Source organism: Flavobacteriales bacterium, from assembly GCA_016699575.1.
Taxonomy (GTDB): Bacteria; Bacteroidota; Bacteroidia; order Flavobacteriales_F; family PHOS-HE28; genus PHOS-HE28.
In genome coordinates this window covers 256,143-270,655 of the sequence record CP064979.1, presented here as the reverse complement: position 1 = coordinate 270,655, position 14,513 = coordinate 256,143, and the positions used below count along the sequence as shown (strand labels likewise).

At 57.4% G+C, this 14,513-nt stretch carries 13 protein-coding genes and 2 tRNA genes; 6 read left to right on the top strand and 9 right to left on the bottom strand.

Annotated elements, in window-relative coordinates:
• Positions 1-167: 167 nt before the first annotated feature.
• The 5 genes from IPJ76_01225 (at position 168) to IPJ76_01205 (ending at position 8,970) form a co-directional block, all read left to right on the top strand.
• The gene (locus tag IPJ76_01225) at positions 168-1,298 is read left to right on the top strand and encodes an FRG domain-containing protein (GenBank protein QQR86875.1); all 1,131 of its coding nucleotides are present in this window, start codon (positions 168-170) and stop codon (positions 1,296-1,298) included.
• 13 nt (positions 1,299-1,311) lie between these two features.
• On the top strand, positions 1,312-3,426 hold the full coding sequence (locus IPJ76_01220; protein QQR86874.1) for a DUF262 domain-containing protein: 2,115 nt from the start codon (positions 1,312-1,314) through the stop codon (positions 3,424-3,426).
• A 27-nt stretch (positions 3,427-3,453) separates the two neighbouring features.
• On the top strand, positions 3,454-6,696 hold the full coding sequence (locus IPJ76_01215) for a type I restriction endonuclease subunit R (protein QQR86873.1): 3,243 nt from the start codon (positions 3,454-3,456) through the stop codon (positions 6,694-6,696).
• Positions 6,693-7,379, top strand: coding sequence for a M48 family metallopeptidase (locus tag IPJ76_01210; protein ID QQR86872.1), 687 nt, complete (start codon positions 6,693-6,695; stop codon positions 7,377-7,379). Before IPJ76_01215 ends, IPJ76_01210 begins: the two co-directional genes overlap by 4 nt.
• Positions 7,380-7,482: 103 nt before the next feature.
• Positions 7,483-8,970 (top strand): WG repeat-containing protein, encoded by a 1,488-nt coding sequence (locus IPJ76_01205; GenBank protein QQR86871.1) that lies wholly within the window; start codon positions 7,483-7,485, stop codon positions 8,968-8,970.
• A gap of 91 nt (positions 8,971-9,061) precedes the next feature.
• Here IPJ76_01205 and IPJ76_01200 read toward each other — a convergent pair whose 3' ends face one another.
• From IPJ76_01200 to IPJ76_01170, 7 genes are all read right to left on the bottom strand, one after another.
• Positions 9,062-9,493: a hypothetical protein gene (locus IPJ76_01200; GenBank protein QQR86870.1), complete on the bottom strand. Its 432-nt coding sequence runs from the start codon at positions 9,491-9,493 to the stop codon at positions 9,062-9,064.
• 137 nt (positions 9,494-9,630) lie between these two features.
• Positions 9,631-10,011, bottom strand: a complete 381-nt coding sequence (locus tag IPJ76_01195) for a hypothetical protein (protein ID QQR86869.1) — start codon at positions 10,009-10,011, stop codon at positions 9,631-9,633.
• Positions 10,012-10,256: 245 nt separating this feature from the next.
• On the bottom strand, positions 10,257-11,099 hold the full coding sequence (locus tag IPJ76_01190; GenBank protein ID QQR86868.1) for a hypothetical protein: 843 nt from the start codon (positions 11,097-11,099) through the stop codon (positions 10,257-10,259).
• Positions 11,100-11,357: 258 nt separating this feature from the next.
• A tRNA-Leu gene (locus IPJ76_01185) sits at positions 11,358-11,441 on the bottom strand.
• Positions 11,442-11,499: 58 nt separating this feature from the next.
• Complete coding sequence (locus tag IPJ76_01180) at positions 11,500-11,721, bottom strand: hypothetical protein (protein QQR86867.1); 222 nt, start codon at positions 11,719-11,721, stop codon at positions 11,500-11,502.
• Positions 11,722-11,867: 146 nt separating this feature from the next.
• Positions 11,868-11,940, bottom strand: a tRNA-Lys gene (locus IPJ76_01175).
• Positions 11,941-12,002: 62 nt separating this feature from the next.
• A complete protein-coding gene (locus tag IPJ76_01170; GenBank protein QQR86866.1) occupies positions 12,003-13,196 on the bottom strand; it encodes a hypothetical protein in 1,194 nt (397 codons plus the stop codon).
• A gap of 49 nt (positions 13,197-13,245) precedes the next feature.
• On the opposite strand from IPJ76_01170, the gene IPJ76_01165 reads away from it, so the two are divergent.
• Positions 13,246-13,767, top strand: coding sequence for a shikimate kinase (locus tag IPJ76_01165; GenBank protein ID QQR86865.1), 522 nt, complete (start codon positions 13,246-13,248; stop codon positions 13,765-13,767).
• Here IPJ76_01165 and IPJ76_01160 read toward each other — a convergent pair.
• Positions 13,755-14,258, bottom strand: a complete 504-nt coding sequence (locus tag IPJ76_01160) for a phosphoribosyltransferase (GenBank protein ID QQR86864.1) — start codon at positions 14,256-14,258, stop codon at positions 13,755-13,757. The two genes, IPJ76_01165 and IPJ76_01160, sit on opposite strands and share 13 nt — an antisense overlap.
• A 22-nt stretch (positions 14,259-14,280) precedes the next feature.
• Positions 14,281-14,505 (bottom strand): hypothetical protein, encoded by a 225-nt coding sequence (locus tag IPJ76_01155; GenBank protein ID QQR86863.1) that lies wholly within the window; start codon positions 14,503-14,505, stop codon positions 14,281-14,283.
• Positions 14,506-14,513: the final 8 nt, after the last annotated feature.

Here is a 14,513-nt window from a genome sequence, read left to right as displayed (position 1 = left end):
AGGAGGAATTGAACCTTCGCTGGAAGCTCTTCAAAGACTGGTATGATCACAAGGGAGGTGCAGCCCAGATCCAGATGATGGGACTTGAGGAAGATCTGGAACGAGTGCAGATCGATGAACAGGGCAACGTGCAGTTGGCCAGTGTGCGCGGACCGATCAACGCCTTCATGCTGGCCATGTTCAACGGGAATCTGCACCCGCCGCCTTACTCGGGAAAGGATCAGACCACATACGACAGCCTGTTCAACAAGAGCATCTTCATCGCCCCCCAACAGATCGAGACGGAGCAGGAGTTCGATCAAGTTTGGGACGAGCATGTGGACAAGTCCAACCACTTCTATCGTGGACAGCGAGAGGCTGTCTGGCAACTGTACACCACGGGGCAGCGTAAGTGGATCGATGATCGACTCCACGAGAGTGAAGAGAGCTATGGCGCATTCATGCAGCGCATGGTGGCTAACGCGCGAACGATGTATGGTGGGCTTTTGGTGAAATACTTGGAGCGTATCGGGATGGACCCGCAATCGGACATCGCCGTGTTGAGCTTCCTACAGCACTACGGAGGACCCACGCCATTGCAGGATTGGACCTTCAGCTTTGGTAACGCAGTGTTCTTCGCGATGGACGGCATTCGCAAGGAGGGGGATGCCGAGGCCGACCACTATTTCAGCGTGTATCACATTGAGGATAGCGGCTTCGCCTCTGCGGATCTGCAACAGATCTTCCGTGAAGCGATCGAGGCGGCTTTACCGGATCTCAGCGAGCGCTCGGAAGAGTGGGCTCGGAAGAATGGAGTTGAGGAGGCGCAAATTGAGCGAGCGAGGAACGGGGGCTTTTTCGCGGACTACATACTTCAGAAGATGGGCCCCAACATGGTCAGGGATATGGCATCTGTTGCCAGCCTGATGCGAATGGCCGACAATGCCCCATTGAACTTCTTTTCCGACCGAGAGGACTTCCCTTGGCTGAGCTTCTCGATGAACAACAGCCTGAACATTCGTAACCAGAGGGGCGTGTTCCTCTGGAATCATCACGAAGCTCTGCCCACGGAGCAAGTCGGCAGGGAGTTGCACTTGGCGAACAACGATAGCGATGCGGGTTACAAGTTCTGTCGCTGCTTCAACATCAACAAGAAACTGGAAGGTCACATCCGGAAGAAGCTCAATGAGGCGGGCATCACCCATCGTTTCATATACCCCGATCCCACCCCAATGGAGTTCGGGATGGATCCATGGGCCTTTGCGAGAGAGGTCTATGAAATGACCAGAGACGAAGGACGACGGAACACCTCTGCCTAAACAGTCTTGAGACATGGCCGATCTGAAACCACTCAGCAGTCTATTCAATCAGGCGCTCTTCAGGGTGCCGGACTATCAACGTGGCTACGCATGGACTCAAGAGCAGCTAGAGGACCTATGGTCCGATCTTGTGAATCTGTCGCAAGGCGGTCAGCACTACACGGGCGTGTTGACCTTGAAGGAGATCACGGCCGACAAAGTCAAGGAAACGGACAACGAGCATTGGCTGATCACCGGCGGGCACAAGCTCTACCACATCATCGATGGTCAGCAGCGCCTTACGTCTTGCATGATCCTGATCCAGATCATCATCGAGCAAGTGAGGCTCCATGCGCGAAAGAACAACCCGAAGGCCACTGACTCGGAGATCGCCTTTGCGGACCAATACCTCAAAGTCTACGTGGATCGATACCTGTATGCCGATCGTGCGGGCAGCTTCATGCGCACGTACAAGTTCGGCTACCATACGGACAACCCTTCCGACCGATACTACCGCCACGCCATCCTGAAGGAGGAACATGGGGGAGATGTGGAGCAGACTTTCTACACGCTGAACCTGCACAACGCCCAGACCTACTTCACGGATCAGGTGCGTTCGCTCCTCACTGAGGGCCTCAGCGCCGTGGAGCGGTTGTTCAAGAAGCTGACCGTCGGCTTCTTGTTCAATGAGTACGTGATCCCTGCGGGCTTCGATGAGTATGTCGCGTTCGAGACGATGAACAATCGCGGCAAGCGCCTCAGTACGCTGGAACTGCTGAAGAACCGGCTCATCTATCTCAGCACGCTATACAAAGGGGAGGAAGCGGATGCCAGTGAAAAGGAGGCCTTGCGCACCGCGATCAACGATGCTTGGAAGGGCGTCTATCACGAACTGGGCAGGAACAGGCAGCACCCCTTGAACGACGACGAGTTCTTGCGTGCGCATTGGATCCTGTACTTCATGTACTCCAGACGGAAAGGCGATGACCATATTGACTTCCTGCTGAAGGAGTTCTTCACCAGCAAGCGCATCCATGAGAAGGTTCCTGTGGAAGTGGAGCTTGAGTCCTTCGAGGAATTGAAGGAGGATGCAGTGGATGATGATGAGAATGGTGCCGACGATACGGAGGTGGAATCTCGCATGGAGGCACAGTTGACGCCTAAGGAGCTGAAGGACTATGCTGGCAACCTCCGAGAGACCAGTCATGGCTGGTATCTCTCGTGGTTCCCCCACGCCCATGAAGAAGTGGACCGCGAAATGGCGGATTGGGTGGATCGGCTTAACCGGCTACCCATGTTCTATGCACGCCCCATGGTGACGACCCTTCTGCTGCGGAACGATATCCCGAAAGCCGAGCGGATCACATGTCTGAAGGCGATCGAACGGTGCTTTTTCCTGCTCTTCCGCCTGTCCGGTACGAAGGCCAACTTTGGTAGCAGCGAGTTCTACAACCTGTCGCGGGATGTTCACCACAAACGGGCAGGCACCAAGGCCATTCTGGAGCAAGTGGAAAAGCAGTTGAGCTGGGCGATGGATGGAGGGAAGTTCAGGCACGAGCTGTTCACCAAGGAGATCGAGAACCGTTACAGCATCAAGAGTTCGGCGGGGTTCTATAAATGGTCAGGACTCCAGTACTTCCTATACGAGTACGAGGAGCATCTGCGCGGGAGACGGGAAGAGCGTAAGCTGGACTGGAATGATCTTGTTCGCAGGCAGGACAAGAAGAAGTTGAGCATCGAGCACGTTCTGCCTCAAACCCCCACGGAGCCCTATTGGGATAGCCGTGTGAAGCACCTAGACCCTGTGGATCTGAATCGGCTGACGCATTGCTTGGGAAATCTCCTTCCCCTGAGCCGATCGATCAATTCCAGTTACCAGAACGATGGGTTCACGGACAAGGTCGATCCGAAGCTGAATGCCAAGGGTGAGAAAGTGCGCACGGGTTATCGCGAAGGCTGCTATTCAGAGATCGAGGTGAGCACATTCACTGACTGGGACGTTGCGGCCATCCAAGAACGTGGGCTGCGCATGCTGAAGTTCATGGAGCAGCGATGGGAGATCTCGCTCGGAGGACCTGATGACAAGATCAAGTTGCTCCATCTTACATCCTTCCAGACCGCGAACGGGACGGTGCCCGTTCAATCGTGAAGTGGTTTCTTCGTGAGCAACTGAGCCATGTCCGAATACGCCTTCGTCGAACGCCCCCTCCTTACCCAGCTTGAAACACTGGGCTGGACGGTCATCGATCAAGGCGAAGGCATTCCGAGGGATCCGAAGGTGAGCCTGAGGGAGAGTTTCCGCGAAGTGGCGCTGAAGGGAGAGTTCAAGGAGGCCGTGCGGTCCATGAACCGCACGAGCGACGGTAGAACGTGGCTCACCGATCGGCAATTGGAAGAACTCCTTGCCGAGGTGACTGGTCAGACCGGCCGCTCATTGATCGAGGTGAACCGCGACGTGCTGCAACTGCTGTACAAATGCACAGTTGACTGCAACGAGCTGACGGGAGAGGAATTCCCCGTGGTGAAGCTCATCGACTTCCAAGAGCCCGAGCAGAACAAGTTCACCGCCATCAACCAGTTCCGCATCGACACACCAGGTCGCGTGAAGGATCACATCCGGCCGGACATCGTGCTCTTCGTGAACGGGCTGCCCTTGGTGGTGGTGGAGGCCAAGGATGCCAATGCCTTCACCAGCGATCCAATGGCCGAGGCGGTGAAGCAACTCCAACGCTACAGCGAGCAACGGGAGGAGACCATCGCAGCGGGTCTAAGAGAAGGCGAGGAGCGCCTGTTCCATGTCAATCAGTTGCTCATCGCGACCACGGGGGAGCAAGCCCGCTTCGGCACGATCACAAGTGGTCCAGAGCACTTCTATGAGTGGAAGAGCATCCACCCTGAGAAGTACGCCAGCTACACCCCGCCATTGGGCAAGGAGCGCAGCCAAGAGGTGCTGGTGCAGGGCATGCTGAACAAGGAGGTGCTCCTTGATCTGGTGCGCAACTTCAACATCTTCATGAGCACCAGCGAGCGGCTGGTGAAGGTGATGGCGCGTTACCAGCAGTACCGCGCGGTGAGCAAGATCGTGCAGCGGTTGAGGACGGGCGCGGATCCCGACGCTCGCTCAGGCACGGTCTGGCACACGCAGGGAAGCGGGAAGAGCCTCACGATGGTCTTCCTCGTGCGCAAGCTGCGCCGATGCCCCGACCTGCAAGACCTGAAGGTGATGATGGTCATCGACCGCATCGATCTTGAGGACCAGTTGGGCGATACCGCAGCGTTGACCGAGGAGCGCGTGAACCACATCGACAGTAGTGCCGATTTGAAGAAGGAGCTGGCCGACGACCGCAGCAACCTGAGCATCGTGATGGTCCACAAGTTCCGTGAGGCCAAGGACCAGTTACCTGACTATGTGAGCGACGTGCTGCGGCCACAACCAACGGGGCAGTTCACCAATGACCCGATCCCCGAATACGGGCTGTTCGGTGTAGTGAATACCAGTGACCGCATCGTGATCATGGTGGATGAGGCGCACCGTACCCAAGGCAGCACGCTCGGGGACAACCTCTTCGAGGCCTTCCCGAACGCCACCCGCATCGCGTTCACCGGTACGCCGCTCATCGCCGACCGCCACGCCCAGAAGACCAAGGATCGTTTCGGATCCTACATCGACAAGTACAAGTTGCAGGACGCCGTGGAGGACGGCACTACGGTGCAGATCCTGTACGAGGGCCGTACACCGGAGACCGCGCTGAAAGACCGGCATGTCTTCGACCAGACCTTCGAGGACCTCTTCAAGGAGCGCACCCCGCAGGAACTGGAGGCCATCAAAAAGAAGTACGGTGCCAGCGGGGATATTCTGGAAGCCGAGGAACGCATCGCCGAGGTCGCCCGCGACATCGTGGAGCACTACATCGGCAACATCCTGCCCAACGGCTTCAAGGCACAGGTGGTCTGTCACAGCAAGATCGCGGCGGTACGTTACAAGGATAAGATCGATCTGGCCCTGAAGGGATGGCTGGAGCGTGAAAGGGCCAAGACACAGCCCGATGAAGAGCTATTGCAGAAAGTCGCCTTCCTCCAGACCGCAGTGGTCGTGTCCTCGGACGGCACCAACGAGAAGGCCGTGATCGTGGCTGCCCGCAAGCATGCACAGGAGGTGGGGGCCATCGACAACTTCAAGAAGGCCTTCGACCACGCCAAGCCCGAGACGGGCATCGCGTTCATGATCGTGTGCGACATGCTGCTCACCGGCTTCGACGCGCCCGTGGAGCAGGTCATGTACATCGACAAGCGGATCCGCGAGCATACGCTCTTGCAAGCGATCGCTCGCGTGAACCGCGTGGCCGAGGGGAAGACGCGCGGGTACGTGGTGGACTACATCGGCCTGACCAGTCACCTGAAGGAGGCCTTGTCCATCTACTCGGAGGAGGATCGGAACGAGATCCTGAATTCGCTGCGCAACGTGAAGGATGAGTTGCCGGTACTTGAAACGCGCTACCAACGGCTCATCAACCTGTTCCGCGACAATGGGGTGGCCGACATTCAGGACTTCGTGGAGCAGAAGCTGAAGGACGAGCGCCGTCAATACGCCGTGCTGGAGCAGGCGGTGGAGATCATGGAGGATATCAAGCTCCGTGAGTCGTTCGCGGTCTTCTACAAGAAGTTCCTCCAGAGCATGGACATCATCCTGCCCAGCCCCTTGGCGCAAGCGTTCAAGATCCCCATGTGGCGGTTCGGCTACCTCATGAGCAGGGTGAAGGAGCGCTACAAGGATGAGTCGATGAACATCGCCAGTGCAGGGGAGAAGGTGAAGAAGCTGGTGAACGACCACCTGATCAGCCTCGGCATCGATCCGAAGATCCCGCCGGTGGAGCTGATCTCGCCCACCTTCATCAAGAATTTGGAGCAGAACAAGAGCAGCCGCGCGAAGGCGAGCGAGATGGAGCACGCCATCCGCAAGCACTGCAAGGTCCATTTCCAAGAGGACCCCGCGCTCTACAAGCGGCTCAGCGATAAGCTCGACGCACTGATCCTGCAACACAAGGAGGACTGGGACGCGCTGGCCAACGCGCTGGAGGGATTGACCGACGAGACCCAGCGCGGTCGTGGTGATGCAGTGGGTACCATCACCGCCACCTTCAGGGATATGGTGGCCGATCTCGCCTTCAACGGGGACAACCTCGGCGAGACCGACCTGATGGCGCTGGAATTCGTCACCACCGGTGCCATGGACAAGTTGCGCGGCACCATCCACATCGTGGACTTCTGGGACAACGGCTTCCAGATCAAGCGGCTGAAGGGCGAGTTGAGCGACGTGGTGCTGGCTTCGCACCACCCCAAGCTGATCGCCAACAGCGACAAGATCGTTACCGAACTGACGGCGCTGGCCAAGGCCCGCCACAAGGACCTGCTCGCATGAGTTTGCGCTACAAGGACATCCAATACGACCTCAGCCGCAGCCAGCGAAAGACAGCGAGCATCTACATCGAGCGCGACGGCCGCATTTCGGTTATGGCACCTGACCAGTGGTCCGATGAACAGGTGCAGCATGTGCTGGAGCGCAAGCGGCCGTGGATCTATCGCGGTCTGGCCGAATGGGAGGACCTCAATGCCACGCGGGTCGAGCGCGAGTTCGTGAGCGGTGAAGGCTTCCTTTACCTCGGCTCTTCCTACCGGCTGACGCTGGTGGAGCGCCAGAGCGAACCATTGACGTTGAAAGACGGCTGGTTCCGACTGCGAGCCGATGAGGTGGCCAGCGCACCCGAACGTTTCAAGGAGTTCTACCGCGCCAAGGGCTTGGAGCGACTACCGAAGCGTGTGACCTACTACCAAGTGAAGATGGGCGTAGAGGCCACCGGCGTGCGCGTGATGGAGTTGAAGAACCGCTGGGCTTCCTGTTCCGCCGATCACAAGATCAACTTCCATTGGAAGTGCCTGATGGCACCCATGCGCATCCTCGACTACATCGTGGTCCACGAGCTGGCCCACCTGCTCCATGAGCACCACACCCAAGCCTTCTGGGGCACCGTGGACAAGGTGATGCCCGACTACCGCGACCGCAAGGAATGGCTGCGGACGAACGGGGCGGGGATGGATCTGTAGGGGTGGGTCCATCTGCGTCTTGAGACGGGTTCTCCGAGTCCGAAATCGTGGATCGGTTTCAGGTACTTTCACCGCACAGCAACCCAAAATCCTTCTTGTTTAGATGAGCCGTCGGATCTCCCTCACCACATTATCAATCGTTCTCCTGATCGGCCTCGGATGTGGAGGTGGGTCGAGTGACAGCGCTACTACATCTGTTGAAAGATCGGATCACCTTTCACCGAAAGAGGTTGGCGGCAAGTATGGCTTTGTCGATAGCCTCGGTCAGACCGTGATCGAGCCGCAGTTTGACTATGCCTATCCATTCAGCGAAGGACGTGCGGTGATCAAGATGGGGAAGGATCCGCACGGGAAGTACGGCTTCATTGATGCCACAGGGGAATTGGTCATTCCCGCCATCTACGACAGAGCCAATGGTTTCAGTGAGGGATTGGCAAGCGTTGGAACGGGCGATGCAAATGGAATGATGGTCTTCCAAAATGGGTTCATAGACCCCTCGGGAAAAGTCGTTATTCCGCTAACGCTCTATAGAGCAGGAGATTTTCACGAGGGCCTAGCGCTTTTCGCTGTGGACAACAACAACACGGAGTCGTGGGGCTTCATCGACAAAGAAGGGAAAGTGCGTATTCCGGCCGAGTTTGACACCTACGATTTCTGCGGTTTCAGGAAAGGGTTGGCACCAGTGCGTTTGCGGAACGGGGCAGACGAGTTGTGGGGATTCATTGACAAGAAGGGCGAACTCGTCGTTCCATGCCGGTATGGGCTATCCGAGATGAAAGACAGTTGGGCCGTCAAGAGGCCCGATGGTCAGGAGCTGGCGTTACGGATCACCGATCAAGGCAATATCGAGTTCTCGAATGAACACGGTGAAGTGGTGGATGAGGAGTACTTGGAAGGAGAATATGAGTTCAGTGATGAAGGGACCGAGGGAGATTCTACGCTCTTCCCTGTCGCACAACCGTCTCACGGAAGCGTCACGGATATCGAAGGCATCGCTTATTCAACTGTCAAGATTGGGGATCAAGAGTGGATGGCGCAGAACCTGCGTGCTACCAAATACCAAAATGGGGACCCAATTCCGCGCGTGAGTGATGGTGAGCAGTGGAGTGATCTGCTCAGCGGCGCTTGGACGACCTATCAGAACAATCCGTTGAACGCCGCACCTTATGGCATGTTGTACAACTGGTACACTGTGAGCGACCCGCGAAATGTATGCCCAGCAGGTTGGCACGTCCCAACTGAATTAGAGTGGAGCATCCTGACGTCCAGTTTGGGCGGTGTAGCAGATCGACTAGATCCCGATCAGTTTGAAGGAGCCGGTGGCAAGATGAAAAGCACAGACACGAAGTACTGGAAGGGGCCGAACACCGGTGCCACCAACGAAAGTGGCTTTTCAGGCCTTCCTAGCGGCAGCCGCTACTGGATGGAGGGAGACTTCGTAGACCTCGGCATCACCGGAAGCTGGTGGAGTGCTCAGAGCTATGGTGAGAAGAACGCTTGGTGCCGAGATTTGAACCACAACAGTGCAGCCTTGCGTCGGAGTTACCGTGCAAAGGTTTCGGGACTATCGGTACGTTGCGTCAAGGATTGACAGTTGTTCACGCGATCTGCATTGTCGAAGAACCTGATGTGCCCCGCTAGACATCGTTGACTCCTATCGGCGGGACTTGTCCTTGAAATCCTCAGTTAAGATGGAAGCGCTCACCGCTGCGGCCTTTCTGCTCCCTGAAGGCCGATGACAGCCAGAAGTAGTGCATCGAGAGGATGGACACCTTTTGTGTGTCGGAACCTCCATGGATAGTGACAGTGTATTTCGCCAGCGCGGTTTCGATGGCGCTATTGTACTGGAGCAGGCGGGCGTAAAGGTCGATGAGTACGCAATCGGCGAGAGAGGTGTCGGCAGTCACGATAATGACCATATCCAAGCGATCTCGACTGTGCATGCAGTTGAAATTGAGCGACTGCGTCATCAGCAGTGCAACACCAGCGGGGTGATGCAGAGCGATGAAGCGTCGAATGCCACGTTTCAGATCCGCGATGTTGCCCTTGCCTTCAATCTCGAAGACGAGGGACGTATCGCCAAGTCGCGGTCGGAATTCACTAGGCATGTCCATGGGCAGGTAAGGAGAACGTATGGGTCCCCACCTATAGTGGTTTTCGGCCCGTATTCTCCCCTGTGGGTGCGCTGACCTCCTGAAATGCCCGTCAATGCTGAAAAGGTTTGAGTCCTAGGTTGACTCGGACCTTTTGGTCAGGCCGCGACCGCGATGCCGTTCATCCTCCTGAACTCATTCTGGAGGTCGAGGTATGCCTGCATCGCCTCCCTGTGCAGTGTCAACCAGAACCCTTCAAACTCTTCCTGCGTCGGGCGACGGTTGTCGTCGTAGGCGAAGAGCATGCAGCGGTCGATCAGGCCGCGATAGACATTGATGAGCGCCTCGATCTTGTCGCATACCTCCTCGGTGAAGTGGATCCTGTTCTTGGCGTAGAAGATGAAGACCTCGTTCACCTTCGGCATGGCGGTTTCCGCTACTTCCATCTTGTAGCTCTTGGGGTGAGCGCCCCAGACCGCACCGCTGAGCTTGATCAGGAAGATCCTAAAGTCCCAGCAGTCGCCGCTGAGCTTGTTCATAATCTCGGTTCGTTGCGAATGAAGTGCGACGAACTGCGCTTGTCGCTGATCCTGTTCGATAGCAAGTTGAGTCTTGTACTGGGCCAATTCCCGAGCATCCTTCTTTTCCAGCCAACGCTTGAAGAACCAAATGGTGAGAGGGGAGGTCACTCCAGCCGTGATCAAGGAGGAAATGATGGCGGTTGTCGGTGCATCCATGGCTATTGCTCTTGGCGTGTGAAAGTAGGCTGGGCTCCGAGCCAGTCCTAGGTGGGGCCAGCGCTCGAATGGCCAGAGTTAGGAGACTCCATTTGCTCGCACCACCCAGAGAAGTCCTTCATGCGATCAAGCAGGACGGTCATGCGCTCATTCTGCCCACGGGCTTTCAATTTGCTGACCTGCTCAAAGAGGTCTTTGATGGCTTCGCTATAGCGCACCCAATCCGCGAGTAGACCCAGTTTGGTCGGGAAGTGTTGCAGTCGAGCGTACCCCATCACGCCTCTTTTCAGAATGAGGGCGCTGTCGTCCAGACTCTCGATGTGAGACATCGGATACCTCATGCGTGCCTTTATCTCCAGCAGGAGGCGAATTGTGCGGCTGTCCAAGTACTCCTTGAAAGTCAGCAATGCCTCGACAGCCTCCATGGACCGCTCGAACTCGGCGTGGATATCCGCCAGTAGTCCTCTGAACTCGTCCTTGAACGGACCACCCTCGTCCAGCGGCTGGAACGGTTCAGAATGGAAGGCTTGCGACCTGAAGAGGCTGCGGGCCTCGCCGCCATCACCGATCGGGAACTTCGCCATCCTGAACGATAGCATGAAGTAGCCCTCAAGGATGGTGTACAGATGCCTCTCGATGTACGTGGACATCGTTTCCTCGCCTTCGATCTTGTCGAAGTGGTCGGCAACGAAGAAGAAGATCCACGAGCCGACGTAGGCCAAGCAGAGGTTCGAGGTGAGGTCTGCAACGCGATAGGCGTCTGCCCACCCCATGAAGGGCGGCAGACGCCTCAACCCGAACTCGGTGATCAGGTAGAGCGCAAGGAATAGACCCAAGAGGAGGTTCAACTCACGCCTGACCTTCCTTGCGGTGCGAAGGAGCTTCTTCACGAGTTGGGGTGGTGGAAATAAATGTGCGTGGCCTTCTTCGGGCAGGATTCCAAGAACCTTGCCCAAGCCACGACCAACACACGATCCTGACAAGGTTGAGCGCCTGTCTGACAGGTTGTTGCCTGTCGAAACCATTCTCCCCTAATTCTCCCCTCCGTCTTTTTTCGGGATCTGGGATCGGAACCCCTGAACCTCTGGAACACCTTGGTACCGTAGGGCACCAAAGGAAACGGAGACCAAAAGGTCTCCGTTCATGGGTGCCCAGGACTGGACTCGAACCAGCACAGCCTTTCGGCCACTACCCCCTCAAAGTAGCGTGTCTACCAATTTCACCACCTGGGCAGGGGATGCGTTCCATTGAAGGGGCGGCAAATATAGAGGCCGCTGCATATGGGGATCGCTAGTGCCGCCCGGCACCCTGTTTGGCAGCGCTCTTCAGGAGTTCCTTCTGCCGCATCAGCAGTTCCGTGCGTGCAGAAGCCAGCTTGCGCAGGTGCTCCGGGTCCGGGCCTTCATCCTCCGGCCGGTCGCGTTCGGCTTCCTCCTGCATGGCCAACAAGGCCCACACGTAGTCGATGGCCCAGTTGCCAGGGGGAACATGTTGGGCTGGAACGCGTGACATGGCGTGCGACTTTCTTCGGGACGAACCTATCGCCGCACAAAGGCCCCGTCCATACCCAGCTGTGGGTAGTTCTGAACCGCCTGCAAGGGACGACGGGACACGTCACGGAAGAACGAAGCCTCTCGTTTTCGAGAGGCTTCATTTTGTGATCCCGCTGGGGCTCGAACCCAGGACCCCGACATTAAAAGTGTCGTGCTCTACCGACTGAGCTACAGGATCTTCCAACCACCGTTCTTGCGAACGGGGCGGCAAATATAGCCGCGCACTTGAACCTGCAACTTTCAATCCTTCCTTTCCATGATGGGCTTGCGCTCGAAGGGCTTCGTCCGGTCGAAGAGGTAACGATAGGTGGCCAGGTTGCGGTAGTTCTCGGCGCCCAGTGTTTCGCACATCTTGATCATGCGCGGATTGAAGTCGCCTATCCAGGTCATGATGGTATCGTCGTAAATGCCCTTGTCCGTCACTTGCGATTCGGCATACACGATGAGTGCACCTTCCATGCCTTTGCCCTGCCACTCCTTGGCAACGCCGAAGACGATGCCGGTCATGTTGCGTACGGTACCCTTCCATTTGTGGTAGAGGAACTTGAGCTTGCCGATAAGGTTCATGTTGCCGTTCACATACCGGAAGATCTCGTTGAGTTCCGGGAGGCTCAGGTAGAAGCCCACGGCCTTCCCCTTGTAATCAATGAAGAGCATGATGCGCTTGTCCATGGCAGGCTTCATGGCCTTCATGATCTTCAGCGCGGCCTCCGGCTTCATGGGCTTGAAGTTCTCGTGGTCCACCCATGCCGCGTTGTACACGGTCCTGAAGTCCTCAGCGATCTTCTCGATGCTGCAACCCACCGCGTTGCGCACCTTGAAGTCGGGGTCGCGCATCAACTGCTGGTACTTGCGGTGGAAGATGGGTTGCGCCCGCACGCGAACGCTCCGCTTGTAGAAGAGCTGCTTGAAGTACAACTGGAACCCGTACGTGCTGAAGAGCTTCACGTAGTACTCCGGGTTGTAGTTGTTGCCGTATACCGGCATGTCATGGAAGTTCTCGATGAGCAGGCCCCAGAAGAGGTTCTTGTCGCCGAGATTGATGGGGCCGTCCATGGCTTCCATGCCCCGTGCCTTCAGCCATTCGCGGCAGGTATCGAAGAGCATGTTCGCGGCGTTCTGATCATCGATGCACTCGAAGAAGCCCATGCCGCCCGTAGGTTGGTCTTCCTGGTGGGCTGTCTCTGGGTTGATGAAGGCAGCTACGCGACCGACGGCCTTGCCTTGGTGATCATAGAGTACCCATCGGGCAGCTTCACCTTTCTTGCCTGTCTCGGGATGCGGGCGCAGCAGCTTGTTCTTCTCTGGATCGAACACCTTGGCGATGTCCTGGCGCAGGTGCGGGATCCAGTTCTTGTCGTTGGCGTAGATGGACCACGGTAGGTCCATCCAGTCCTTCTCCGTGCGGCGGTCGGTGACTTCCTTCAGTTGCATGCGGCTCTTGGGCTGTGCCGCAAAGATGCTTGCTCGCTAACATTGGCGCATGCCGCAGGCGCCCATCTTCCTCATCGGTTTCATGTGCAGCGGAAAGACACGCGTCGGGCGGGAACTCGCACAGCACCTGGGTGTTCGGCACATCGACATTGATCGGCGCATTGAGGAGCGGGTGGGACCGTTGCAGCCCTTCTTCGCCAAGCAGGGCGAAGCGGCCTTCCGGGAACTGGAGCGCGAAGTGCTGCTGGATGTGATCGAGGATCGCGATGTGGTGATCTCCACTGGCGGCGGAACCCCGCTGGATGAGGCCAATATGGAGGCTATGCTCACCTTCGGCACGGTGGTGTTCCTCGACGTCCAAGAACGGGTACTCCAACAGCGCATTGCGTGTAGCGGCGGCGACCGCCCATTGCTGCTTGGCCTGAAGGGGGAGGAACTTGAGGGAAGGGTTCGGCAACTCCTTGGCGAGCGCTTGCCGATCTACCGACGTGCGCACGCTTCCGTCCCGGCCGATGGCCCGCCAACCGTTGTGGTGCAGGCCATCGCTAACGCGATCGGTCAGGCCAGGTAGACGGCGTCCCGTTTGCCGAGTTCTACGTGTATCCGCTCTTGCAGCGTGGTGCTTAGCGTGAGCCCCACGATGTCGGCGCGGATAGGGAAGGTGCGGTGGCGCCGGTCCACTAGCACCACGGTCGTCAGGCGCTTCAAGGGGTGCTTGACGAGCTGGGCAGCAGCATGCATCAACGTTCGGCCGCTTTCCAGCACATCGTCCACGAGCACCACGGTCGTTTTCTTCAGTTGCCCGGCATCGCCTTTCAGTTCGAACGGCTTGTTCATCGGGTCGTCCTTGTCCAGGTGCAGTGCCATCACCACAGCATCAAGCGGTGAGATCTCCTTCAGCAGGCTTGCCAAGCGCTCTGCCAGTTGAATGCCGCGCGGCGCGATGCCGATGAGCACAATGCGTTTCTCGCCGTGATGCTCTTCGTGCAGTTGATGGGCAATGCGCGCGAGTTTTCGTTGCACACGCTCGTGGTCCAGTACGATGGTCTTCCCGGCCGTCATGCCGCCAAAGTACAAGTGGGGATCATGGGTGCTGGACCAGGAGCGTTATCCCTTCCACATGGTCCAGCCGGATCTCGCGGCCATCGGCCAAGCGCACCCACTCGGCGCCGTCGTGCTGCCAGAGGTCGGCGATCACACCGTCCACTTGCTCTTCGGCACCGAGGAAGAGCCGCACGCGTTGCTTCAACGTGGCGGCTTCTTCCAAACGGTCGTAGAAGTTGCAATCGATGGGGCTGTAGTCGTCCATCGATGGTG

What these genes read in the sequence shown, in the direction of transcription:
- IPJ76_01225 (QQR86875.1), top strand. Translation starts at nt 168, where the DNA reads ATGCTGGCCATGTTCAACGGGAATCTGCACCCGCCGCCTTACTCGGGA.
- IPJ76_01220 (QQR86874.1), top strand. Translation starts at nt 1,312, where the DNA reads ATGGCCGATCTGAAACCACTCAGCAGTCTATTCAATCAGGCGCTCTTC.
- IPJ76_01215 (QQR86873.1), top strand. Translation starts at nt 3,454, where the DNA reads ATGTCCGAATACGCCTTCGTCGAACGCCCCCTCCTTACCCAGCTTGAA.
- IPJ76_01210 (QQR86872.1), top strand. Translation starts at nt 6,693, where the DNA reads ATGAGTTTGCGCTACAAGGACATCCAATACGACCTCAGCCGCAGCCAG.
- IPJ76_01205 (QQR86871.1), top strand. Translation starts at nt 7,483, where the DNA reads ATGAGCCGTCGGATCTCCCTCACCACATTATCAATCGTTCTCCTGATC.
- IPJ76_01200 (QQR86870.1), bottom strand. Translation starts at nt 9,493, where the DNA reads ATGGACATGCCTAGTGAATTCCGACCGCGACTTGGCGATACGTCCCTC.
- IPJ76_01195 (QQR86869.1), bottom strand. Translation starts at nt 10,011, where the DNA reads ATGAACAAGCTCAGCGGCGACTGCTGGGACTTTAGGATCTTCCTGATC.
- IPJ76_01180 (QQR86867.1), bottom strand. Translation starts at nt 11,721, where the DNA reads ATGTCACGCGTTCCAGCCCAACATGTTCCCCCTGGCAACTGGGCCATC.
- IPJ76_01170 (QQR86866.1), bottom strand. Translation starts at nt 13,196, where the DNA reads ATGCAACTGAAGGAAGTCACCGACCGCCGCACGGAGAAGGACTGGATG.
- IPJ76_01165 (QQR86865.1), top strand. Translation starts at nt 13,246, where the DNA reads ATGCCGCAGGCGCCCATCTTCCTCATCGGTTTCATGTGCAGCGGAAAG.
- IPJ76_01160 (QQR86864.1), bottom strand. Translation starts at nt 14,258, where the DNA reads ATGACGGCCGGGAAGACCATCGTACTGGACCACGAGCGTGTGCAACGA.
- IPJ76_01155 (QQR86863.1), bottom strand. Translation starts at nt 14,505, where the DNA reads ATGGACGACTACAGCCCCATCGATTGCAACTTCTACGACCGTTTGGAA.